A 21,503-nucleotide genomic window follows, 5' to 3' on the forward strand; every position below is an offset into this window, starting at 1 on the left:
ACTAGTCGCTCTCTTCAGTGCGGTGCTCGGTGGACTCACGGTCGGCGGACGGCGCGGATGCCGCGGCGGCTTCGGGCACGGGGCCGGGGGCGGCCTCACCGGACTCGGCGAACGCGTGCGCGTCGGCGGCGGGCGCGGTGCCTGCGCGGTCGTCCTCGACGGATCCGGAGCGAAGCGACGCCGTCCGGGCGGCGGAGTCGCGGCCCGCGGTGGAGTCGCGGCCCGCGGTGGCGAACGCCGCCAGACCGGCGAAGGACGCGTCCGGCGGTACGGCGGAGACGGCTGTGGCGTCGCCGCGTCCGGCCTCCTGCGCCGGCTCCGTATCGTGCCGTCTGCTCCGACGCCGGGGCAGTCCGCCGGGCGTGGTGTCCAGGGCGTCGGCGGGCTCGGCCGCGGGCGGTGCGGCGACCGGGCCGTGGGAGGCGGCGGGCGCCGGGGCCGCCGCGGGCACCGGGGCTCCGGCGGCGGAGGCGGGCGGGGCGGCGGCCGGGACCGTGGGCAGCGGGCTGAAGTACTTGTGCGGGACCACGACGACGACCGAGGTGCCGAGCCAGGGCGAGTCCGCGAAGGTGACGCGGATGCCGTAGCGGCGGGCGAGGATGCCGACGACCCGCAGACCGATGGTGGCGTCCTCGGAGATGCCGCCGAGGCCCGGCCCGGCCGCGGTGCCCGCCAGGGAGTGCGCCGCCTCGCGCTTCTTCTCCTCGCTCAGTCCCTTGCCGGAGTCCTGGATCTCGATGCCGACGCCGTTCGGGACCTCCTTGCCGGAGACCACCACCGGCTCGGTGGGCGGCGAGTACCGGGCCGCGTTGTCCAGCAGATGCGCGAAGATCAGCGTGAGATGGTCCACAAGACCGCCGTCGACGCCGAGTTCGGGCAGATGGCGCACCTCGACGCGGTGGAAGTCCTTGATCCGGCCGATGCCGCCGCGCACCACGCTCAGCAGGCGCTGCGGCTCCTGCCACTGCCGGCCCGGCCGGTCCGAGCCGCCGAGCACACCGATGCTCGCGGCGAGCGAGTCGGCGGGGCCCAGCTCCTGGTCCAGCTCCATCAGGCCGCGGGCCACGGCGGGCAGCCGGCCGTGCTCGCCCTGCATCTCGTGCAGCCGGCCGCGGAGCTTGCTGGTCAGTACGTGGATGCGGTTGCCGATGCTGATCACGGCCTGCTCGGCGGAGGTGGAGCGGTTGAACTCCTCCTCGATGCCGATCAGCGAGGTCCGCAGGATCCGGCGCAGGTCGGCCTGGAGTTCCGGCGCGCCCTCGGCCTTCCAGGTGGTCGGCAGCACATCGTCGATGGCGTCGCCGGCCCGCAGCCGCTTCAGCGCCTCGGGCAGCTGCTCTTCGGCGAGCCGGGCGACCGCGGCCCGCTGGTGGGCGAGTTGTTCCTCCCAGATCTCGGCCCGGTCGGCGAGCTGGGCCTCGTAGGACGTGGCCTGGTCGGTGAGCCGTTCCTCGTAGGCCCGTGCGGTGTCGGCGAGTTGGGCCTCGTGGGCCGCGGCCTGCTCACCGGCCTGGGCCTCGAATGCGGCGCTCTGTTCGGTCAGCCGTGTCTCCAGCGAGGCGCGCTCGGCGGCGAACTTCCGTTCCAGTCCCGCGACATGCTGCTGCCACTGCTGCGCGTGCTCGGCCTGCGTGGTACGTGAGCTGTCCGCGAGGCCGCGCAACTGCCGCTGCGAGCGGATCAGCTGCCGTACGCACACGGAGCCTGCGGCGGTCGCGGCGGCACCGGCGACGGCGGCGGCGGTCATGTGCTCGGAGCTCATGAAGGTGGCGGCAACCGTCCCGCCTCCCAAGGCCAGTGGCATCAGCCACCAGCTGTACCAGGCGACAGGGGCCCGCGCCGCCGGTGGCGGAGTGGCGAGTTCCATCTGCATCCTTAGAAAGCGTTCACAACAAGGGGGTGCGCGAGGGCCGCACTCATGAGTGGGCACGGCGAGCCGACCGCTCAATGGAACGGTCACGTCAACTCGCGGTGACTTTCTGGAGCTTATCTGGTTCGAAGGCGAAAAGATCAACTTCTCCCGGTGGCGGAGGTGAGGATTCCGCCACTCTCCGACAGGCCCACAGAGGCACCAAACGTCCCACAACACTGGGGACTTGGCACCGACCCCGCAGCCTGTCAACCACCACCCCGAACACGAACACCCGTCCGACTGGCCCCGATGTGCGGCGGCCGGGGCAACAGCGGGGTTCCGGGCGGCGCGCCGAACGGGTGACGCAGTCCGGACAGCAGGCCGGATACATGACGGGCCCGGACCCCGGGCCGGATACGTGGCGGGGCCCGGGCCGGGCGTCGGGTGCCTGGTGGGGTCCGGGCCGCGGGTCGGGGCGGTCCCCGGGGGGGCGTGAGGGCGTGAACCACGCAGCATGCGGCCAAACTCGAAGACATATGTCAATCGAACATGCTCAAATTCCTTCCATCGAGGGTAACTTGCAGGGCGGGAAACGGTTTTCCCGGCATGGGTGGGAGGTGACATCGTGCACCCGGAACCGCGGCAGGAACCCACACCGCTCACCCGGCACCTGCGCGTCCGCCAGGACCGCGGGGCCACGGTGCTGGAGTTCCACGGCGAGATCGACATCGCGGCGGCCACGGAGATCGGCCCGTACCTGGACCGGGTGACGGACCGGCCCGGCGCCCGCATCGTGATCGACCTGCGGCACATCGAGTTCTTCGACTGCTCGGGGCTGCGCCTGCTCTACCGGGCCCGCGGCAGGGTGCTGGAGCGCGGCGGACGGCTGCACCTCGTGTGCACCCATCCGCTGACCCTGCGCGTCCTGCGGGTCACCGGCCTGGCCCGGCTGCTGCCCCCGCGGCCGACCCTGGACGCGGCCCTTGAGCAGCCCGAGACGACCTCCGGTTCATGGTGAGCGCGCGGGGGCGTGCGCCCCCGCGTGCCCCCGGTGAGTCCAGCACCCCGTCAACCCGCCGGTCTGGTACGGGCGTTCGGCGGGCATCCGGACAGTAGAAAGGGGGCCAGCCGACATGACGACTGCCATCGGACGGCAGCCCGGACGCATGCCGGGCTGGGCGAAGGCCCTGACCGCCGTCGTAGCGGTGCTCGCGGTGCTCTTCGCCGGGATCCGGCTGGCCGTGCTGCCGGGCATCAAGGACCTGTTCGGCACCGAGACGCACGACCGCTCAGGACCGGCGCTCCTCCGCTCGATCCGGGACATGAGCCGTTACGACGCCGCGTCCGGCACCTTCCAGGTCGTCGTGGACCTGGAGAAGGACGCCAAGTTCCTGCCCGACGCGATCCGCGGCACCCGCACCCTGTACGTCGGGACCGGCACCGTGGACGCCTATGTCGATCTCGGCCGGGTGGGCGAGCGGGACGTGACGGTCGACGGCGACCGCACGTCGGCCACGCTCCGGCTGCCGCACGCCCGGCTGGGCACGCCGGCCCTGGACGCCGACCACTCGTACACCGTCTCCAAGCAGCGCGGTCTGCTCGACCGGCTCGGGGACTTCTTCTCGGACAACCCCAACACCGAGCACGCCGTCCAGCAGCTCGCCGTGCGGCACATCGGTGAGGCGGCCGGCGGCAGCGGGCTGACCGCCCGGGCCGAGACCAACACCACCGCCATGCTCGAAGGACTGCTGCGCTCGCTCGGTTTCACGGAGGTGCACGTCTCCTACGGGAGCTGACCGGACCGCCCGCGAAGACAGGAGGACCGATGGCCCGCTCCGCCTCGCACCCGCGCACGGCCAAGGACGCCGGCCCCACGAGCCCCGACCGCCCCGCCAAGGGCAACCGCTCCCCCGGGACCGCCAAGACTCCCAAGGCCACCAAGGCCACCAAGGCCACCAAGGCCACCAAGGCCACCAAGGCCGAACGTACGGCCAGGACGGGGGCCGCCGCCGCGTTCCGGCGGGCCGGGGCCGGCAGGCCCACGGAACTGCTGCGCAGGGTGTGGTCGGCCGTGCGCGGCGGCTCCGCGAAGCCACCCGGCGCCGGAAAGCCGCGCGGAGCCGGGAAGCCGCACGGCGGCGGGAAGGCCGATCGCGCGCCGCGCCGCACCCGCGGGGGCGGGCGCGCGGTGCGGCCGGCCGACCGTGGGCGGCGCGCGCCGGCATGGACCGTGCGGCTGCCGGCGATGCTGATCGCCTTCGCCTGCATGGTGGCGTTCGCCGCCGCGCTGGCCCGGCTCACCCTGGAGCCCTCCCCCGCGTCCGCGGCCCTCACGCACAGCAATCTGCGCCCGGGCAGCACCCTGAGGGCCTATCTGGACCAGCCCGCGCTGCGCGACGCCGTCAAGCAGATCGGCGGGAATCTGCTGCTCGGCGTCCCGTTCGGCGTGCTGGTGCCGGTACTCGCGCCGCGGGCCCGCGGCGTCTGCCAGGTGCTGCTGCTCACGGCGATCGTGATGCTGCTGGTGGAGCTGGCGCAGGGCGCGCTGGTCACGGGCCGCGCCTTCGACATCGACGACGTGCTGCTCAACACCGCGGGCGCGCTGGTGGGCCACCTGTTCCTCGGCCGACGGCTCGGGCGGGCGGTGCACGCGCGCGGGGGCAAGACCTGAGGTGCCGTCACCGGGACCGCGGCACGAGGCCGCCGCACGGGCACACCATCGCCCGACACTGGTCCGTACCAAAGTATTGACGCTCCCTCACCTCACTCCTTGAATCAAGAGGCGTCACCTTCACCCCCCACCCCGGCCCGGCACGTGCGCGTTCCGGGCCGCCGTACGGAAGGGCGAGCCATGGCCTCCCCACGCCTGCTCCGCAGTTGTCTGTTCGCCGCGCTGTCCGCCGCGCTCGTCGCCGCCGCCGCGATCGGTCCCGCCCAGGCGGACTCCTCCGGCGCCGACGTCACCGCAGTGACGTTCTCCGACACCTTCGACGGTCCCGCGGGCGCGGCCGCCGACTCCTCGAAGTGGCAGACAGAGACCGGCGACAACGTCAACAACCACGAGCGGCAGTACTACACGTCGGGCAACAAGAACGCGGCCCTGGACGGCCAGGGCCATCTGGTGATCACCGCCCGGCGCGAGAACCCCTCCAACTACCAGTGCTGGTACGGGACATGCCAGTACACCTCGGCCCGGCTGAACACCTCCGGGAAGTTCACCGCGCAGTACGGGCACGTCGAGGCACGGATGAAGATCCCGCGGGGGCAGGGCATGTGGCCCGCGTTCTGGATGCTCGGAACACCGGTCAACTGGCCGGACTCCGGTGAGATCGACATCATGGAGAACGTCGGCTTCGAGCCCTCGACCGTGCACGGCACCATCCACGGCCCCGGCTACTCCGGCTCGGGCGGCATCGGCGCGGGCTACACCCTGCCGAACGGGCAGGCGTTCGCGGACGGTTTCCACAGCTTCGCCGTCGACTGGGCGCCGGACTCGATCACCTGGTCCGTGGACGGCAACGTCTACCAGCGGCGGACGCCGGCCGACCTGGGCGGCAGGACATGGGTGTTCGACAAGCCGTTCTTCCTGATCCTGAACCTGGCGGTGGGCGGCTACTGGCCCGGCGACCCGGACGGCTCCACCGTGTTCCCGCAGCAACTGGTGGTGGACTCGGTGTCGGTGACGACCGGCGACTCGCCGCGCACGACATCGTGAACCCGCAGGCGAACAAGTGCCTGGACGTCACAGGCAGCAACTCGGCCAACGGCACCCGGCTGCAGATCCGGACCTGCTCGGGCGGCGCCAACCAGAAATGGGCGGTCGGCTGAGCGGACGGCGGCTCAGTGCGGCGTCCAGGTGAACTTGTCGCCGCCGACCCAGCGGACCACATCCGGGTCGTCCAGGTCGTGGACGGTGATGCCGTAGGCGGCGGCGACCTCCAGGACGTCGGTCACGGTCCGTGCCGCACCGACCACCTGGCCGTCGACCTCCATGATGCGGAAGGGCGGGTTGCCCGGCCTGCCCCGCATCACCCCGTGGACCAGGATCCGGGGTCTGGAGATGTGCGGGCTCGCTATCTCGGTCATGCCATCGAGGTTAATTCGCAGATGAGCGATACGGGCGATATGTCCTTTTGATCATCGTGCGCCGCACGACGCCCGCGGGCCGCCGTGCGGCGCCGCCGCGCCTGGGCAACCCTTGAGGTGGAGGTGGCGATGGATCCCGTGCAGGCGCTGGACCGGATCGCCTTCCTGCTGGAGCGGTCCCTGGCGCCGACGTACCGCGTGCGCGCCTTCCGTACCGCCGCGCGGGTGCTGGGCGCCCTGCCCGCGGCCGAGGTCGCCGAGCGTGCCGCCGCCGGGACGCTGGAGTCACTGAAGGGCGTCGGCCCGAAGACCGCCCAGGTGGTGCGGGAGGCGCTGGCCGGTGAGGTGCCCGGCTATCTGCGCGCCCTGGAGGACGAGGCCGGCGCTCCCCTCACCGAGGGCGGCCGGCGGCTGCGCGAGTCGCAGCGCGGCGACTGTCACCTGCACTCCGACTGGTCGGACGGCGGCAGCACGATCGAGGAGATGGGACGCACGGCTGCGCGGCTCGGGCATGAGTGGGCGGTGCTGACCGACCATTCGCCCCGGCTGACCGTGGCCCGCGGGCTGTCCCCGCAGCGGCTGCGGGAGCAGCTGGCCGCGGTGGCCGCGCTGAACACGGTCTGGGCCCCGTTCCGGCTGCTCACCGGCATCGAGTGCGACATCCTGGAGGACGGTTCGCTGGACCAGGAGCCGGAGCTGCTGGAGCTGCTGGACGTGGTGGTGGTGTCCGTGCACTCCAGGCTGCGGATGGACGCCCGCGCGATGACCCGCCGGATGGTCGCCGCCGTGCGCAGTCCGCACGCCGACGTGCTCGGCCACTGCACCGGGCGGCTGCGGGGCGAGCGGGGCCGGCCGGAGTCCCGGTTCGACGCGGACGCGGTGTTCGCCGCCTGCGCCGAGGCGGGCACCGCCGTGGAGATCAACAGCCGCCCGGAGCGGCTTGACCCGCCCCTCCGGCTGCTGCGCGCGGCCGTCGAGGCGGGCGTGCTGTTCTCGATCGACACCGACGCGCACGCCCCCGGCCAGCTCGACTGGCAGGTCCTCGGCTGCGCGCGGGCCGAGGAGTGCGGAGTGCCCGCCGACCGGGTGGTGACCACCTGGACCGCCGCGCAACTGCTGGCCTGGACCCGGGAGGGCCGGATCCCGCGGCGTGGGGCGGGGCGCGCCTCGCCGGGGTGACGGGGATCACGGTGGCGGGCGGCCCGCGCCCGGAACACCCGGGGGTGGTTGCCCGTTGAACAGACCGTGGGTGCGGACGGGACAGTGTCCCCGGGCCTCATCTTCCGCCCACAGGGACGATCGTTCGGCTGAAGCCCTGTGGAGCCTTTCGCCGAGAGGCGACCGCCGTGCGCGCCCACCCCTTGGCCGCCCCGGCCGTGATTCCCCCGTCGCGGTCGGGGCTTCCCCCTGTCCGGGCCGCGCATCTGCGTTCGACTGCGAGAGCGCTCGAATTCGTAGCCGACGGGCATCGACCTCACCGGGCGGCTCGCCCTCGTCACCGGCGGCTGCTCCGGCCTCGGTCTGGAGACCACCCGCGCGCCGACCGGCGCGGGCACCCGCGTGGCCGTGCCGCCCGGCGCCCCGACGGCGCCCGCGAGGCACTGGCCGGCCTCGACGGCGTCGAGGTGGACGAGCTGGACCTCGGCGACCCGGAGAGCGTGCGCGGCTTCACCGAACGGTTCCTGGCCGCCGGCCGCCCCGTGGACGGGCCGCCACCCGTCAGTCGGAGGGCTCCTCCGGTGCCGGGTGCTCGGGGTGCACCGTCCCCGAGAACGGCGTGTCGCCGCGTCCCGTGCCGGCCTCGTCGGTGTCGGGGACATCGTCATCGGTGTCGCCCGCCGGGTTCTGCGGTGCGGCCTCCCAGGGGTCGTTCCCGGCACGGGCCTGCTGGTCCGGCAGATCACGGGGGATGGGCGCCCCGCCCTCGGCGGGCTCGCCACGGCGCCGTACGGCCATGATGCGCTCCCCTCACATGCGATCGATCGCAGAGCGGGTACCACGCGCCACGACCACGAAACGCCCGGCGCGTGAACGCCGGGTCACGGGCCCCGGCAAACGGGGCCGAGCGCCCCGCAGCGCCGGCCGCGCACCCGCACCGTCGGATGCCCCCACTCGACGGCCCTGCCGTGCTCCGCCTCCGGGTGACGAGGCAGGCGCCGACGCCGGGGCCGAAGAGGACCACGACCGCGTTACGGGCGCCGCGGCCGACGCCCCGAGCTAAGAGGCGGGAGCCAGCTCGGCGATCTCGTCCAGCGCGGCGACGAGTTCCGGGCCGACCGTCTCACGCACCCAGCGCTGGTGTTCCGGGCCCGCCGCCCGCGGCACGGTCTCGGTCAGCATGATCAGGTAGAGGTAGCTGCGGTAGAGGGCGAGCCGCAGACAGGCCGCGGTGTCGAACGCGGCACGGCCCCCGGCCTCCCGGTAGCCCCCGAGGAACGCCTCCTCCTTCCTGATGTCCCCGAGCAGGGCGAGGGAGACGAAGTCGGCCAGCGGATCGCCCCAGAACATCCGCTCGCCGTCGATGAGTCCGCCGATCCGGGCCGGCCCCGCCGAGCGGTCCACCAGGACGTTGCCCTGCCACAGGTCGAAGTGGACCGGGCGGGCCGCGGTGACCTCGTCCAGCGCGTCGTAGGCGGCCCGCACCGTGCCCGCCACCTCCTCGACGGGCCGGGGCAGCCGGGCCCGGTAGCGGTGTGCGTCGTCGAGGACGGCGTCGAACATCGTGGTGAACGCGGTCCGCCAGTCGGCGGCGAGCGGACCGAGGGCGCCGGACGGGTAGCCGTACCCACCGGGCCCGGACACCTGGTGCAGCCGGGCCACCTGGCGGCCCAACTCGATGCGCAGCGAGGTCTGTTCACGCTCGCTCAGGGTGCCGTCCCAGGGCTCGCCGGGGCAGGCGGTCAGCAGCAGCCGCGGCCCGTCGGCACCGGCGCCGAGGGCCACGGCGCGCGGCGCCGGCACCCCGGCGGCCTCGGCGGCGCGGCAGAACTCCGCCTCGGCGTCCAGGAGCCGGACCTCGTAGCGCAGTCCCGGGGCGGCCGGCGCGACCTTCAGCACATAGCGTTCGCCGTCGGCGAGCCGAAGTTCCTCCACGGTGTTGTAGGTGCCGCCGCCGAGCCGGCGCACCGCGGCGAGCCGGTCCGGCGCGATGCCCGCGTCGGCCAGTGCCTGTCGGGCCCGTGCCCAGGAGTCCTCCATCGTGTGCCGCCCCTCCCCTGTCCCGTCGTCCGCCGCCCCGTCGGGCGGCGGCCCCGCTCCAGGGTACGGACCGGCGGTGGGCGGCGGGCGGTCAGCCCGCCAGCAGCCGACGCGTCGCGCCGTCGGGAAGCTTGGCCCACCAGTGGTCGTACCGGCCGTAGGCGCGCGGGGCGCGGGCGGCCAGCAGCGCGCCGAGCGAGCGGGCCTCGTCGGCGAGGCCGTCCCAGACGGCGGACGGCAGGTCCGCGAAGGCCGTGGCCTCGATGCCGCCGTCGACCGCGCGCCACACTCCGGCCACCCGGCCGTCGACCAGCAGCGTGGGCAGCACGTCGCCGTTGACGCGGATCACCAGCCGCCGGTATGCGGGCGGAATGATCCGGCTGCGGTCCGCGTAGGCGAGCAGGATGCTGTCCCACATGCCCAGCAGCCGGGGCGGGGCCGGGGCGTCCGCGGGCGGGCGCGGGGCGCCGGGTACGTCGAACAGGACGCTGCCGCCGGGCCCGGCCAGCCGCTCGACCGAGCCGTCGAGTGCGCTCAACGCCGTACGCACGAGGGACCGTTGCACCATGGAGAACTGTGCGATGTCCGCCACCGACGCCGGTCCGAACCCGGCCAGACAGCGCAGCACCAGGGCCTGGAGCGCGGCCGGCACCGCGTCCCGGGTCGTGGGCGGCGGGCCCATGGGCGCGGCGACGAACGACGGCCGGTGGCCGAACGACCACGGTCCGCCGGTGGCCACATGCAGCAGCGGTGCGTACGCCTTCAGCCCCCACCAGGCGCCGACCGCCTTCTTGGGGCCGAGCCGCCGCTCCAGCCACGCCTTCATCTCGTCTGCCGTACGCGTCCGTCCGGTGAACTCCAGCAGGTGGGGCACAAGGTCGTGCGCGTCCGCCGGGGTGAGCCCGGCCGCCGCGAAACGGTAGCCGAGACGGGAGGAGTACAGCGTCTGCTGCATCGCCTCGCGGAACGCCCGGTGGTCGTCGGCGTGCACCGCGTGCAGCGTGATGCGCATCAGGGTGGCCTTGACCAGGGTGCGGTCGGCGAAGGCGGCGTCCAGGTCGGCGGGGTCGAAGCCGTCGATCCGGTTCCACAGCGCGACATAGGGGGAGGCGGGGTGCTGTGCCTGGAGGGCGACCACCCGGCGGACGGCGTCGTCGACGCCGCGCGATTCCCTGCCCAGCAGCAGCTGCCGGGACAGGGTGGCCCGGTTGAGTTCGCGTTCGGTGATCCGCATGGCCGGGAATTGTGTCGTGACCGCCGCCGTGACCGCCACCCGTGGCGGGCGGGCCGGGTGCCCCACGTGTCCGCGCCGGTGCGGTACGCCGGAAATCCGCTGGCTCCCCCTCGTCGGGGCTGCCTAGGCTGCCCGCAGACCTGGAGCCGTCGGGTTTCCGGCTCCGGTTCCGTCGTACCTCCGGAAAGGCCCCCTATGAGATCGCTCACCGAACAGGACATCCGCGCCTCTTTCGTCAACTGCTCGAAGGGCGAGGCCAAGCGGCTGGCGGTCCCCCGCGACCTCGGCGAACGGCCCTGGGACGATCTGGACTTCCTCGGCTGGCGCGACCCCGGGGCGCCCGACCGCAGCTATCTCGTGGCCGAGCGGGAGGGCCGGCCGGTCGGGGTCGCGCTGCGTTTCCCGGCCGCGCAGCGCGGTTTCCTGCACCGGAGCATGTGCTCGGTGTGCCTGACGACCCACGGCGGGGGCGGTGTCTCGCTGATGACGGCCCGCAAGGCGGGGACGGCGGGCCGCGAGGGCAACTCGGTCGGCGTGTACATGTGCACGGACCTGGCGTGTTCGCTGTACATGCGCGGCAGGAAGGTGCCCGAGTCCGGCCTGCGCTTCGAGGAGAGCCTCACGCAGGACGAACAGATCGCCCGCGCGAGGGGCAACCTGCTCGCCTTCCTCGACAAGCTCTACGCCTGACTCCCACAGGGGCCACACCGGCACCCACCGCCACGCGCGCGAGACGCCGTCACGCCGCCGCTCGTCGTCGGGCGGAGCCGCCCGTGGATGTCCCGGCAGGCGACGGGCACGTGCGACGGTCCCCGCGCCGGGAACCCGTTCGCGATCCACGACCAGGACTACGCCCGACCCCACGGGAGCCACACCCACACCCCCGGGCCCCGGCCACCGCCACGCGCGCGAGACGCCGTCACGCCGCCGCTCGGCGCCGGGCGGGGGCGCTTGGGGATGGGGTCGGAGCAGGGTGGGTACGTTCGGCGGGTCCGTGGTCGGGGAACAGCCGAAGGCATGCCAGAGGTACGGAAGTGGACCGCGGGCCCGAAGCGGTTCGTGAAGCGGCGCCGTGACCCCGTCGTCGTCCAGACGCTGCGGTCGGCCGGCGCGGCGACGATCGCGTACGTCGTCGCGCTGCGGCTGAGCCCGGAACCCGCGCCGCTCACCGCGCCCCTGACCGCCCTGCTCGTCGTCCAGGTCACCCTGTACGCCACGCTCACCAACGGCATCCGCCGGGTGAACGCCGTGGTGGCGGGCGTCCTGGTCGCCATCGCCTTCAGCCTGCTGGTCGGGCTGACCTGGTGGAGCCTGGCCCTGCTGATCGTGGCCGCGCTGGCCGTCGGGCGCCTGGTGCGGGTCGACGAGTACGTACCGGAGGTGGCGATCAGCGCCATGCTGGTGCTCGGCGTGACCACGGTCGGCAACACGGCCTGGGCCCGGGTGGTGGAGACGCTGATCGGCGCGGCCGTCGGGCTCGCCTGCAACCTGGTGCTCGCTCCCCCGGTGTGGGTGGACGAGGCCGGTGAGTCGATCGAGGGGCTGGCCCGGCGGGTGCGGCAGCTGATGCTGCGGCTGGGCGAGGAGGCCGCGGGGCGCGTCCCGTGGGAACTGGCCGTCGAGCGGCTGCACGAGGCGCGCCGGCTGGATCACGACATCGTCGAGGTGGACGCCGACCTGCGGCAGGCCGAGGACAGTCTGCGGCTCAATCCGCGCGTGCGGGAGGGCCTGCTGCACCGGGTGGTGCTGCGGACGGGACTGGACACGCTGGAGATCTGCACGGTCGTACTGCGGGTGCTGGCCCGGACCTTCACCGACCTGGCGAAGTCACGCGCCCCCCACCCCCTGTTCCCGCCGGAGACGGGCGCCGCCGTAGAGCAGCTGCTGTCCGAGGTCGCCGACGCGGTGGTCAGCTTCGCGGTGCTGGTGACCACCGACCTCAGCGTCAGCGCCGAGTCCGCCGAGGCGCGGCTGACCGCCGAGTTGCAGACGGCGGCCGGCACCCGCGACAAGGTGGCCCTGCTGCTGCGGGAGCAGGCCGAGCGGGACCCGCGGCGCTGGCAACTGCTCGGCGCGACCCTGGCCGAGGTGAACCGGATCATCGACGAGCTGGACACCGAGCACCGTTCGCGCCGTCTGCTGGAGGAGCTGGACCGGGTCTCGCGCAAGCAGCGGGACCGGCTGCCCTGGATGTCCTGGGTGCGGGAACGGGTGGGCGTGCCGGAGCGGCTGCGCCGGAACCACTCGGACACCGGGGGACGTTCTCTTCGGTGAGGTGCGGACCGGCGAGGCGAAGGTGCGTACCGATGACGGAGGGGGCCTGCACATGACCGACACGGCGGTACGGATCGACGGGAACACGCTGCGGCTGCCGGGCGGGGTCGCGGTGCGGTTCGTGCGCACGCTGCGGCTGCCCGAGACGGGCACGCATCCGCTGCCGCCCGGGCTGGGCGAGTTCCCGCTCCGGCGGGTGGCCGATCATCCGGACACGGTGCCCGAGCGGTGGCGGGCGCGCGGCGGCGTGATGCTGCCGGTGTACCTGCGCGAGGCGATGTGGCTGGACTTCGCGGGTTCGACGGAGCCGGCCGCGCTCCAGGTCGGGGTGGGCAAGGTGTGCGCCGTCTCGGGCCGGCCGTGGAGCGATTGGCTGTCCCGGGAGCCGCAGAACTATGTGGTGCTGCCCCGGCAGCCCTGGCTCGACGGCATCAACGCGGGCAGCGGCACGGTCCGCCAGTTCGTGGCCGTGCCGCTGGGCCTGGGCGCGACGGTGGAGGGGCAGATCACGGGCGAGGAGGTGTGGGGCGGAGTGCAGTTGCAGTCGTTCCCGCTGAAGGCGGAGCCGCTCGCGGCCTGGCACCGGGACCAGCGGATGCTGCGGCGGCGCTCCGGGCCGGCCGGCGGGTACGGGGCGGCGCTGCCGATGGCCGCCGCCGCGGGTGCGGGACCGGCGCCGGCCGCCCCGGCGCGGGCGGCGGCGGCCATGGGGCTCGGCGTCGGCGGCTCGATGCGCCAGGAGGTCTACCGGGACGAGCGGCCCGCGCGGGACTGGGCGGACGAGCCGGCCGGGCGGGTGTTCGTGCATCTGGTGACGCCTCCGCAGTGGCGCCGCATCACGGGCGAGGCGCCGCCGCCGTCGCCGGTGGACCGGGCGGCGTACACCCGGGCGGGACTGCCCTGGTTCGACTACTACGACGAGGAGGCGGCGGATCTCGCCGCGACGGACGCGCTGGGCGCGGTCAAGCCGGTCGGCGACTGGCTCGGGGACGATCTCGACCCCTGGCAGCCGCCGGCCCAGGGCCAGGTCAAACCGCTGAAGGACACACCGGGCCGACCGATCGAGGACGGTGAGTGGTAGCGGTCCCTCGCCGTACGCCGACCCTGCCGGTCAGCGGCTCGTACACGGACGGCGTCGCGCCCCGCTCCGACCGACCGGCACCGGTCCGCAGGCGTTCGTTACCGCGCCCAGCCCGGCCGACCGGCACGGACTCGCAGACGATCACCACCACGCCCCCCACCAGCCCACCGACACCCACTCGCAGACGATCACCACCACGCCCCCCACCAGCCCACCGACACCCACTCGCAGACGATCACCACCGTGCCCCACTCCGGCCCACCGACACCCACTCGCAGACGATCACCACCGTGCCCCACTCCGGCCGACACCCACTCGCAGGCCGTCGTAACCGCGGTGCGTCCCGTCGGCACGACCGGTGGCGCGGGTCATGGGCGGGGCCCGGCCTTCCGGGAAGGGCCAGCCGTCGATGAGGTCCAGCCGCGGGTCGCCGCCGTCTTCTGATGCATCGGCCGCCCCGGATTCCGGGCGGCACCGAGCGCGGCAGGAGGGTGGCCGTACTCGCCGCGGGGCGCGCTCTGCCACGGCCTCGTTTGCTTCGGCGGGGCGGTCCGGGCCATGGTGGCTGTCACGACCGGGGCAGCGGACTTCCTTGAGGTGCGGGCATGGGCAGTGGTGCGGGAGCGACGGGCGGCGGCTGGAGCCGGCGCCGGTTCGTCGGGGCGATGGCGGGCGGCGCCGCCTCGGTGGCGCTGCCGGCACCGGCGGCGCCGCGGGCCGAGCCCGGACAGTCGGCAAAGCCCGCGCCGGCGTCGTCCGCCGCGCCCCGGCGCCCGGCCGAGCCGTCCGGCCCGCGCCCCCTCTACCTGGGCACCTACACCTCGGCCGCGGGCAGCGGCACCGGCATCGGTCTGGCCCGGTACGACCCGGCGACGGGCGCCGTCACCCGATCCGGCACCCTGACCGGCGTCGCCGACCCGTCCTACCTCGCCGCGCATCCGGACGGCCGCACCCTGTACGCGGTCGACGAGCGCACGCACGGTGCCGTGACCGCCGTGCGCCTCGCCGACCGGCGGATCCTCGGCTCCCGCGGCACCGGCGGCACGGCGCCCTGCCATGTGTCGGTGCATCCGAGCGGGCGCTGGCTGCTCAGCGCCAACTACGGTTCGGGCAGCGTGGCCGTGCACCCCATCGGCGCCTCCGGGGCCCTCGGGGAGCGCACGGCGCTGGCCACCCACTCCGGCCCGCCCGGCCCCGGGCAACAGGGCCCGCACGCGCACCAGTTCATCACCGGTCCCGACGGCGGTCATGTCCTGGCGGTCGACCTGGGCACCGACAGCGTGTACAGCTACCGGCTCGACCTGGCGCGGGGCACGCTGACCGAGGTCGCCCGGGCGCACACCCGGCCGGGCGCCGGCCCGCGGCATCTCGCCTTCCACCCGGGCGGCCGGTTCGCGTATCTGGCCAACGAGGTGGACGACACGGTCGTGGTGTGCGCGTACGACGCGGACACCGGCCGGCTCCGGATCGGCGAGCCGCAGTCCACCGGGTCCGGTGCGGGCACCAACTACCCGGCGCAGATCCTGGTCACGGCGAACGGCGCGTTCGCCTATCTCGCCAACCGCGGCCACAACAGTCTGGCGCGCTACGCCGTGGAGGCGGACGGCGCCAAGCTGCGGCTGCTGGACAGCGTGCCGGTGGCCGGTGACTTCCCGCGGCAGATCGCCTTCTCGCCGGACGGCCGGCTGCTGTTCGCGGCGAACCAGCGCTCGGGCACGGTGAGCGTCTTCCACGTGGCCGCGGAGGACGGCGGGCTGCGGCTCGCGGGCGAGCCGTTCGCCTCACCGGTCGCCGTCTGCGCGCTGCCGTTGTAGGGCGCGGGGGCAGCCGGCGGTGGCCGCCTGCGCCAGCAGGGCGTGGATACGCTCGGTGAGCTGGGCGAGGTCGTCGGCGGGCCGGTGGAACGTCAGCCGTACGTCGCCGTGGGCGCGGGTGCGCTCGATGCGCAGCGTGAGTCCGTGCCGGTCCAGTGCGAGCGGCACGACACGGGTCGCGGCGTGCAGACTCTCGGGCCGGACGAGCCGGGTGAGGCGTTCGACGGCGTCGGGGTGGGCGTCGGCGAGATGGGTGAGCAGCCGGGCCTCCGCGGCGGCGAGCGGGTCGGGTGCGGCGGCGGCGAACTCGTCGAGGCCGATGGCCTCGGCACCGGACGGGCGGCGCAGCACCACCCGGGTGGCGTGGAAGACGAGACGGCCGTCCTCGGGGGCGAACCAGCCGGCCAGCCAGAGCCGGGCGCGGATCCGGCTGTGCAGCGGAACGGGTGCCACGTCGGCGAACTCCAGCACCGCGGCGGGCTCGCCGCGCGGTGCGCAGATCGCCGCGGTGAGCAGGGCGCTGTCCTCGGGCACATGCAGGATCACCCGCCCGTCGTCGGTCACGGTGTGCGCCCCGACGAGTTCCTCGCGCCCGCCCTGCGCGGTCACCGCGCAGGACCACGCCGTGGCGAGCACCGAACGGGCCCGCTCGGCCGTGCCGGGCCCGGCCGTCCAGGTCTGGCTGTCACCCATCCGAAACCTCCTTAGGTAAGGCTTGCCTAACTTATCGGAGATCGAGATGTACGCCAACCAGGCCCGGGGCCGCCCCTGCCGCGGACCAGCCGGGGATCAGCGGTGCGCTGTCCAGTGCGCGGGGCGGGTGACCGACGTCGGCAACCGGGTGCCGGCGCTGCCACGGGCCGCGTCGGCCTGCGGCTGGGTCAGGAAGATCACGCCCGTCAGATCGGCGCCCGTGAGATCGGCATCGCGCAGATCGGCGCCGATCATGTCGGCGCCGCGCAGATCCGCGCCCGTCAGGTCGGCGGCGATGAGCCAGGCCCCGCGCAGATCGGCGCCGCGCAGATCGGCCCCCTTGAGGCGGGCGCCGACCAGGTCAGCGCCGCGCCGGTCCTTCTTCCGGCCCCGAGCGCCCGGTATCGCCGACCGCGCCGACTCGCTGGCGCGCCGCAGCAGCACGTCGATCCGCTGCCGGTGGGCGGCCACGTCCAGGACGGCCAGTTCCTCGGGGGTCTGCCGGGTGAGCCGCTCGGTGTGCTGCCATGCCTCACGCAGCTCGGTACGCAGCGGACGGGCAGCGGGCAGCTCCAGCGCCTCGGCGAGGTACCAGAGCAGTTCGTGGAGCTGCCGCACGAGGGGGAAGGACTCGACCATGCTCCGGGTGTGCTCGGCGGAGCCGGTGCGCCAGTCCCGCCCGCCGAAGGTGAGCTGCGAGACCTTCTGCCCGGCGCCGAAGCAGTCGTAGACCGTGCAGCCCGCGAAGCCCTTGGACCGCAGCTCGGTGTGGATGCCGCAGCGGTGGTCACCCCGCAGGTTCGGGCAGGGCCGGCCGGCGGGCTTGTCGAGGGCGAAGTCCGCCGAGACGGCGAAGGGCAGGGCGACACAGCACAGCCCGAAGCAGCGCGCACAGTCACCGCGCAGCGCCGATCGACGGTCCCTCTCATCCGACATACCGACCACCCTACTGGCCTGCTCGTCCGCCGCTCCGGCGGGGCGAACGCCGACGCCCCGCCCGGCCGCGCCCGCCCCGCCGGTCACCGGCTCACCGGCGGCGGTCACACCTCGTCGCGGGTCAGGGCCAGCAGACGGTCCAGGACACGGGGCGCGCCGACGCGCAGGCCGTCGTGCTCGAACTCGTCGGTGACCCAGGTGCGCAGGCCCCGGATCGCGCGGGCGGTCCGCAGGGAGAACTCGGTGTCGACGTACATGTCGTCGTGGTAGACGGCCGCGGCGACCGGGACCTCGTTGGCGGCGAGGCGGGCCGGGTCGTACAGCGGCTGCCAGTCGGCGCGGGCGGCCAGCAGATCGGCGGTCTCACGCAGCGGACGCAGGGCCGGGTCGGCCTCGAACATCCAGGGGTGCACGGTCTCCCCGGTGAACAGCACGGGTGCGTCACCGGCGACCGCCTTGGCCGCGTCGAACTGCGGGAACTCGGCGCGGACGCGTTCGGCCGCCCAGGCGGTGGGGCGGGCGTCCTGGCCGTAGATGGACTCGTGGACGAGCGCGTACAGCGGGTACGCCGCGTACGAGAGCAGCCCACGGACCGCCTCCTGGAAGGCGTCGGACAGCTCGGGGCCCGACGGTGTGCGCACGAAGGCGTCCTCCAGCAGGTGGTGCAGGCGGTGGCTGCCGTCGCCCGAGCCGAGCATGAGGCCGAGGGACTGGAAGGCCTCGACGGTGAACCGGTGGCCGCCCGGCAGGACCACCTCGTGGTTCAGCAGGTGCTCGGCGATGCGCCGGGCCCGCTCGACGTCCTGCGGATAGCGGGCGTAGTGCGCGCCGACCTTGCGTTCGATGCGCGGGTAGGCGGCCCGGTAGACGTCCTCGGCGTGGGCGTCCAGGGAGGGCAGCCCGCCGGTGATCACCGCGGTGTTCAGGCCCTCGGGGGCGAGCGACAGATAGGTGACCGTGCAGAAGCCGCCGTAGCTCTGGCCGAGCACGGTCCAGGGGGCGCCGCCGGTCAGCCGCGGGCGGATGTGCTCGCAGTCACGGACGATCGAGTCGGCACGGAAGTGGGTGAGGTAGTCGGCCTGTTCGGCGGGGCCGCCGCGCAGCGGCAGCGTCTGCCGGGTGGCGGGCGTGGAGTGGCCGGTGCCGCGCTGGTCGAGCAGCAGCACCCGGTACTCGTCCAGGGCCCGGCCGAGCCACGCCTGTCTCCCGATGAAACGGTTCGCCCCGTGTCCCGGGCCGCCCTGGAGGTAGACCAGCCAGGGCAGATCCTGGTGTGCCTTGTCGCCGGCGACGACCTCTCGGGCGTACAGCTCGATGGTCTCGCCCGCGGGGTCGGTGTGGTCCAGAGGCACGGTGAAGCGATGGTCGGTGAGGACGACGCCTGGCTGGCGGTAACGGTGGCTCAACAGGTCTCCCGGGACGGACGGATGGACGCGTCCCAGTTCAGCACATGTCCGCCGGCCGTCGGACACCCGGGATCATGGTGGGGCTATGGGCCGGGGGATCAGCGGGCGGCGAGACTCGAACGGCGCACCACCAACTCCGGCTGGAGCACCACCCGCCGGTGCTCATGGGTGCCCGGCGGCGCCTCCGTCTCCTCCAGGAGCAGTTCGGCGGCGAGGGCGCCCATGGTCACCGCCGGCTGGCGCACCGAGGTGAGCGGGACGGCGGCGGCCGCCGCGAACTCGATGTCGTCGTAGCCGACGATCGCCAGATCGTCCGGGACGACGACCCCGGCCGCGTACATGGCCTGCAGCACGCCGAGGGCGAGCAGGTCGTTGGCGCAGAAGACGGCGGTCGGCCGGTCGGCGAGGCCGAGCAGCCGGGCGCCCGCGTCCCGTCCGGCGGCGACGTCGAGGCGTTCGGTGGGCAGTTCGCGCAGGGACTGCGGGCCGAGCCCGGCCTCGGCGAGCGCGTTCAGTGCGCCGGTGCGCCGGTCGTGGACCTGGTTCAGGCCGGGCGGCCCGCTGACGTAGGCGATGCTGCGGTGCCCGGCGTCCACCAGATGACGCACGGCCAGGGCGCCGCCCGCCACGTCGTCGACGGAGACCGAGCACTCGGTGGTGCCCTCGGCGACCCGGTCGACCAGGACGAACGGGATGCCGTGCCGGCGGAAGGCCGCGATGTTGTGGCCGGTGGCGTCGGCCGGGGTGAGCAGCACCCCGCGCACCCGCTGCTCGGCGAACAGGGCCAGGTACTCGGCCTCCTCCCCGGCGTTCTGTGCGCTGTTGCAGACCATCACGCCGAGCCCGGCGTCCCGCGCCGCCCGCTCGGCGCCGCGCGCCAGGTCGACGAAGAACGGGTTGCCCATGTCGAGGACGAGCAGGCCCATGATCCGGCTGCGGCCCGCGCGCAGCTGGCGCGCTGACTCGCTGCGTACGTAGCCGAGCCGGTCGATCGCGGACTGCACCCGGGCACGGGTCTCGCTCGCGACGGTTTCCGGGCGGTTGATGACGTTCGAGACCGTGCCCACCGACACTCCGGCGGCGCGGGCGACGTCCTTGATACCCACCGACTGGGCCATCGGGCGGGGACCTCCTGGAAGACGAGGGGCGGCGGGAAAACTTCACACTACCGTCGGTGCCGCCCCGCTACGGGCTGGTCACATGGGCAGGGCGAGGGCCTGGGGGTCCGGCCGGGTGCGGCCGGGGGCGGTCGTGGACGGGCCGGGGGCCGCCGCGGCGGCCCTGCCGGACGCCGCGGCGGACGGGAGCAGGGCGCCGGCCGGCACAGTGCGTCTTGTCATGAGCAGACTCCAGTGTCAGGCCAGATGGAACACTTCGGTGAGCGGTTTCATGGCCTCGTCGGGTCTGGCACCGTCCAGCGACTCGAAGAACGGCGCCATCTCCGCCTGCCAGCGGGCGTTGACGTCGGTGGCTTCCATGGCCGCCTGGGCCGCCGGGAAGTCCTCGGTCTCCAGGTAGCCGACGAGCAGACCGTCGTCGCGCAGGAAGAGCGAGTAGTTGTGCCAGCCGGCGGCCGAGAGCGCCGCGCGCATCTCGGGCCAGACGGCGGCGTGCCGCTCGCGGTACGCGTCGAGCCGGTCCGCGCGGACCTTCAGCAGGAAGCACACGCGCTGCATCAACACCCCTTGGGGAAAGAGAAGGTGACAGGGTTCGGTGACTGACCCGGATCAGTGGCCGACCCGGATCAGTGGCCGACCCCGATCAGTGGCCGACCCCGATCAGTGGCCGACGCGGATCAGTGGCCGACGCGGATCAGAAGTCGAACTGGTCGATGTTCTTCGCGTCGAATACGGTCGGCTTGCCCAGGCTGATCACGCCGTCCTTGCCGATGGTGTACTCGGTGTCGCCGGCCTTGAAGGTCTCGCCCTCCTTGCCGGTGATCTGTCCGGAGGCCAGCGCGACGGCGGTGCGGGCGGCGAGGTCGCCGAGCCTGGCCGGGTCCCACAGCTCGAAGGCGTCGACGGTGCCGTTCTTGACGTACTTGCGCATGTCGTTGGGGGTGCCGAGGCCGGTCAGCTTGACCTTGCCCTTGTACTTGGAGCCGGACAGGTACTGCGCCGCGGCCTTGATGCCGACGGTGGTCGGGGAGATGATCCCCTTCAGGTTCGGGTACTCCTGGAGCAGGCCCTGGGTCTGCTGGAAGGACTGCTGGGCGTCGTCGTTGCCGTAGGCGGTCTTGACGAGCTTGATGTCCTTGTACTTGGGGTCCTTCAGCTCCTCCTTCATGTAGTCGATCCAGGTGTTCTGGTTGGTCGCGGTCTGCGCGGCGGACAGGATCGCGATCTCGCCCTTGTAGCCGATCTGTTCGGCGAGCAGCTGCACCTCGGTGCGGCCCAGGTCCTCCGCGCCGGCCTGGGAGATGAAGGCGTTGCGGCAGTCCGCGGTGGTGTCGGAGTCGTAGGTGACGACCTTGATGCCGTTCTTCATGGCCTGCTTGAGCGCGGTGCACAGGGCGCCCGGGTCCTGCGCGGAGACGGCCATCGCGTCCACCTGCTGCTGGGTGAGGGTGTTGACGTAACTCACCTGGCCGGCGGTGTCGGTGGCGCTGGAGGGGCCGACCTCCTTGTAGGTCGAGCCGAGTTCGGTGACGGCCTTCTCGCCGCCCTTGTCCGCGGTGGTGAAGTAGGGGTTGTTGACCTGCTTGGGCAGGAAGCCGACGGTGAGGCCCTTCTTCAGGGCGGCGTCCGGGTTCGCCGTGCCGGCCGCGGTGTTCGAGCCGCCGCCGGAGTCCTTGACGTCGTTCTTGGTGGTGCCGCCGCAGGCGGTCACGGCCAGGGCGAGGGAGGTGGCGGCGGCGAGGGCCGCGCAGGTGCGGCGGATCGAAGACGTTCGCATGGCGGGATCTTTCTGACGGAGGTGAGTACGGAGT

The 21,503-nt window shown here is 73.7% G+C and carries 20 protein-coding genes and 3 pseudogenes; 10 read left to right on the plus strand and 13 right to left on the minus strand.

Annotation, left to right across the window (positions count from 1 at the left end; translation table 11 throughout):
- Position 1: 1 nt before the first annotated feature.
- The gene (locus ABT245_RS18945; protein ID WP_351734948.1) at positions 2–1,867 is read right to left on the minus strand and encodes an ATP-binding protein; all 1,866 of its coding nucleotides are present in this window, start codon (positions 1,865–1,867) and stop codon (positions 2–4) included.
- Positions 1,868–2,477: 610 nt separating this feature from the next.
- On the opposite strand from ABT245_RS18945, the gene ABT245_RS18950 reads away from it, so the two are divergent.
- From ABT245_RS18950 to ABT245_RS18965, 4 genes and pseudogenes are all read left to right on the plus strand, one after another.
- On the plus strand, positions 2,478–2,870 hold the full coding sequence (locus ABT245_RS18950; protein ID WP_351734950.1) for an anti-sigma factor antagonist: 393 nt from the start codon (positions 2,478–2,480) through the stop codon (positions 2,868–2,870).
- A 115-nt stretch (positions 2,871–2,985) separates the two neighbouring features.
- Positions 2,986–3,648 (plus strand): DUF4230 domain-containing protein, encoded by a 663-nt coding sequence (locus ABT245_RS18955; RefSeq protein WP_351734952.1) that lies wholly within the window; start codon positions 2,986–2,988, stop codon positions 3,646–3,648.
- 29 nt (positions 3,649–3,677) lie between these two features.
- Positions 3,678–4,523: a VanZ family protein gene (locus ABT245_RS46125; protein ID WP_502982149.1), complete on the plus strand. Its 846-nt coding sequence runs from the start codon at positions 3,678–3,680 to the stop codon at positions 4,521–4,523.
- A gap of 180 nt (positions 4,524–4,703) precedes the next feature.
- A pseudogene (locus tag ABT245_RS18965) lies at positions 4,704–5,677 on the plus strand (glycoside hydrolase family 16 protein); the annotation flags it as partial.
- 15 nt (positions 5,678–5,692) lie between these two features.
- Here the strand turns inward: ABT245_RS18965 and ABT245_RS18970 are convergent.
- Positions 5,693–5,938, minus strand: coding sequence for a hypothetical protein (locus ABT245_RS18970; RefSeq protein ID WP_351734954.1), 246 nt, complete (start codon positions 5,936–5,938; stop codon positions 5,693–5,695).
- A 129-nt stretch (positions 5,939–6,067) separates the two neighbouring features.
- Between ABT245_RS18970 and ABT245_RS18975 the strand changes: the two genes are divergently transcribed.
- Both ABT245_RS18975 and ABT245_RS18980 read left to right on the plus strand, forming a co-directional pair.
- A complete protein-coding gene (locus tag ABT245_RS18975; RefSeq protein WP_351734956.1) occupies positions 6,068–7,117 on the plus strand; it encodes a PHP domain-containing protein in 1,050 nt (349 codons plus the stop codon).
- Positions 7,118–7,402: 285 nt separating this feature from the next.
- Positions 7,403–7,644: pseudogene (locus tag ABT245_RS18980) on the plus strand (oxidoreductase); the annotation flags it as partial.
- Between the two features lie 13 nt (positions 7,645–7,657).
- On the opposite strand, the gene ABT245_RS18985 reads toward ABT245_RS18980, so the two are convergent.
- The 4 genes and pseudogenes from ABT245_RS18985 to ABT245_RS19000 form a co-directional block, all read right to left on the minus strand.
- Positions 7,658–7,894 (minus strand): hypothetical protein, encoded by a 237-nt coding sequence (locus ABT245_RS18985; RefSeq protein ID WP_351734958.1) that lies wholly within the window; start codon positions 7,892–7,894, stop codon positions 7,658–7,660.
- Between the two features lie 104 nt (positions 7,895–7,998).
- Positions 7,999–8,150: pseudogene (locus ABT245_RS18990) on the minus strand (sugar kinase); the annotation flags it as partial.
- Between the two features lie 5 nt (positions 8,151–8,155).
- A complete protein-coding gene (locus tag ABT245_RS18995; protein ID WP_351734960.1) occupies positions 8,156–9,136 on the minus strand; it encodes a phosphotransferase family protein in 981 nt (326 codons plus the stop codon).
- Between the two features lie 91 nt (positions 9,137–9,227).
- A complete protein-coding gene (locus ABT245_RS19000; protein WP_351734962.1) occupies positions 9,228–10,370 on the minus strand; it encodes a winged helix DNA-binding domain-containing protein in 1,143 nt (380 codons plus the stop codon).
- Positions 10,371–10,565: 195 nt separating this feature from the next.
- Here ABT245_RS19000 and ABT245_RS19005 point away from each other — a divergent pair, with 195 nt between their 5' ends.
- From ABT245_RS19005 to ABT245_RS19020, 4 genes are all read left to right on the plus strand, one after another.
- A complete protein-coding gene (locus tag ABT245_RS19005) occupies positions 10,566–11,060 on the plus strand; it encodes an FBP domain-containing protein (RefSeq protein WP_351734964.1) in 495 nt (164 codons plus the stop codon).
- Between the two features lie 327 nt (positions 11,061–11,387).
- Entirely contained in the window at positions 11,388–12,644 is a 1,257-nt protein-coding gene (locus ABT245_RS19010; RefSeq protein ID WP_351734966.1) for an FUSC family protein, read from the plus strand.
- Between the two features lie 52 nt (positions 12,645–12,696).
- Complete coding sequence (locus tag ABT245_RS19015) at positions 12,697–13,725, plus strand: hypothetical protein (RefSeq protein ID WP_351734968.1); 1,029 nt, start codon at positions 12,697–12,699, stop codon at positions 13,723–13,725.
- Between the two features lie 605 nt (positions 13,726–14,330).
- On the plus strand, positions 14,331–15,539 hold the full coding sequence (locus ABT245_RS19020; RefSeq protein ID WP_351734970.1) for a lactonase family protein: 1,209 nt from the start codon (positions 14,331–14,333) through the stop codon (positions 15,537–15,539).
- Here ABT245_RS19020 and ABT245_RS19025 read toward each other — a convergent pair.
- The 7 genes from ABT245_RS19025 to rhaS form a co-directional block, all read right to left on the minus strand.
- The gene (locus ABT245_RS19025; protein WP_351734972.1) at positions 15,507–16,232 is read right to left on the minus strand and encodes a DUF2470 domain-containing protein; all 726 of its coding nucleotides are present in this window, start codon (positions 16,230–16,232) and stop codon (positions 15,507–15,509) included. The two genes, ABT245_RS19020 and ABT245_RS19025, sit on opposite strands and share 33 nt — an antisense overlap.
- A gap of 96 nt (positions 16,233–16,328) precedes the next feature.
- Entirely contained in the window at positions 16,329–17,168 is an 840-nt protein-coding gene (locus tag ABT245_RS19030; protein WP_351734974.1) for a pentapeptide repeat-containing protein, read from the minus strand.
- Positions 17,169–17,272: 104 nt separating this feature from the next.
- On the minus strand, positions 17,273–18,574 hold the full coding sequence (locus ABT245_RS19035; RefSeq protein ID WP_351734976.1) for an alpha/beta fold hydrolase: 1,302 nt from the start codon (positions 18,572–18,574) through the stop codon (positions 17,273–17,275).
- A 98-nt stretch (positions 18,575–18,672) separates the two neighbouring features.
- Positions 18,673–19,692, minus strand: a complete 1,020-nt coding sequence (locus ABT245_RS19040; protein ID WP_351734978.1) for a LacI family DNA-binding transcriptional regulator — start codon at positions 19,690–19,692, stop codon at positions 18,673–18,675.
- 78 nt (positions 19,693–19,770) lie between these two features.
- Positions 19,771–19,914, minus strand: a complete 144-nt coding sequence (locus tag ABT245_RS19045) for a hypothetical protein (RefSeq protein WP_351734980.1) — start codon at positions 19,912–19,914, stop codon at positions 19,771–19,773.
- A 15-nt stretch (positions 19,915–19,929) separates the two neighbouring features.
- Positions 19,930–20,250 (minus strand): L-rhamnose mutarotase, encoded by a 321-nt coding sequence (locus tag ABT245_RS19050; protein ID WP_351734982.1) that lies wholly within the window; start codon positions 20,248–20,250, stop codon positions 19,930–19,932.
- A 136-nt stretch (positions 20,251–20,386) separates the two neighbouring features.
- Positions 20,387–21,469, minus strand: coding sequence for a rhamnose ABC transporter substrate-binding protein (gene rhaS / locus ABT245_RS19055; RefSeq protein WP_351734984.1), 1,083 nt, complete (start codon positions 21,467–21,469; stop codon positions 20,387–20,389).
- Between the last annotated feature and the right edge of the window lie 34 nt (positions 21,470–21,503).

It is taken from the genome of Streptomyces sp. NPDC001508 (genome assembly GCF_040298665.1).
Lineage (GTDB): Bacteria > Actinomycetota > Actinomycetes > Streptomycetales > Streptomycetaceae > Streptomyces.

What these genes read in the sequence shown, in the direction of transcription:
- ABT245_RS19045 (WP_351734980.1), bottom strand. Translation starts at nt 19,914, where the DNA reads ATGACAAGACGCACTGTGCCGGCCGGCGCCCTGCTCCCGTCCGCCGCG.
- ABT245_RS18995 (WP_351734960.1), bottom strand. Translation starts at nt 9,136, where the DNA reads ATGGAGGACTCCTGGGCACGGGCCCGACAGGCACTGGCCGACGCGGGC.
- ABT245_RS19010 (WP_351734966.1), top strand. Translation starts at nt 11,388, where the DNA reads ATGCCAGAGGTACGGAAGTGGACCGCGGGCCCGAAGCGGTTCGTGAAG.
- ABT245_RS18945 (WP_351734948.1), bottom strand. Translation starts at nt 1,867, where the DNA reads ATGGAACTCGCCACTCCGCCACCGGCGGCGCGGGCCCCTGTCGCCTGG.
- ABT245_RS19005 (WP_351734964.1), top strand. Translation starts at nt 10,566, where the DNA reads ATGAGATCGCTCACCGAACAGGACATCCGCGCCTCTTTCGTCAACTGC.
- ABT245_RS18975 (WP_351734956.1), top strand. Translation starts at nt 6,068, where the DNA reads ATGGATCCCGTGCAGGCGCTGGACCGGATCGCCTTCCTGCTGGAGCGG.
- ABT245_RS19040 (WP_351734978.1), bottom strand. Translation starts at nt 19,692, where the DNA reads ATGGCCCAGTCGGTGGGTATCAAGGACGTCGCCCGCGCCGCCGGAGTG.
- ABT245_RS19000 (WP_351734962.1), bottom strand. Translation starts at nt 10,370, where the DNA reads ATGCGGATCACCGAACGCGAACTCAACCGGGCCACCCTGTCCCGGCAG.
- ABT245_RS18970 (WP_351734954.1), bottom strand. Translation starts at nt 5,938, where the DNA reads ATGACCGAGATAGCGAGCCCGCACATCTCCAGACCCCGGATCCTGGTC.
- ABT245_RS19030 (WP_351734974.1), bottom strand. Translation starts at nt 17,168, where the DNA reads ATGTCGGATGAGAGGGACCGTCGATCGGCGCTGCGCGGTGACTGTGCG.
- ABT245_RS19050 (WP_351734982.1), bottom strand. Translation starts at nt 20,250, where the DNA reads ATGCAGCGCGTGTGCTTCCTGCTGAAGGTCCGCGCGGACCGGCTCGAC.
- ABT245_RS19015 (WP_351734968.1), top strand. Translation starts at nt 12,697, where the DNA reads ATGACCGACACGGCGGTACGGATCGACGGGAACACGCTGCGGCTGCCG.
- ABT245_RS19020 (WP_351734970.1), top strand. Translation starts at nt 14,331, where the DNA reads ATGGGCAGTGGTGCGGGAGCGACGGGCGGCGGCTGGAGCCGGCGCCGG.
- ABT245_RS46125 (WP_502982149.1), top strand. Translation starts at nt 3,678, where the DNA reads ATGGCCCGCTCCGCCTCGCACCCGCGCACGGCCAAGGACGCCGGCCCC.
- ABT245_RS18955 (WP_351734952.1), top strand. Translation starts at nt 2,986, where the DNA reads ATGACGACTGCCATCGGACGGCAGCCCGGACGCATGCCGGGCTGGGCG.
- ABT245_RS19025 (WP_351734972.1), bottom strand. Translation starts at nt 16,232, where the DNA reads ATGGGTGACAGCCAGACCTGGACGGCCGGGCCCGGCACGGCCGAGCGG.
- rhaS (WP_351734984.1), bottom strand. Translation starts at nt 21,469, where the DNA reads ATGCGAACGTCTTCGATCCGCCGCACCTGCGCGGCCCTCGCCGCCGCC.
- ABT245_RS18985 (WP_351734958.1), bottom strand. Translation starts at nt 7,894, where the DNA reads ATGGCCGTACGGCGCCGTGGCGAGCCCGCCGAGGGCGGGGCGCCCATC.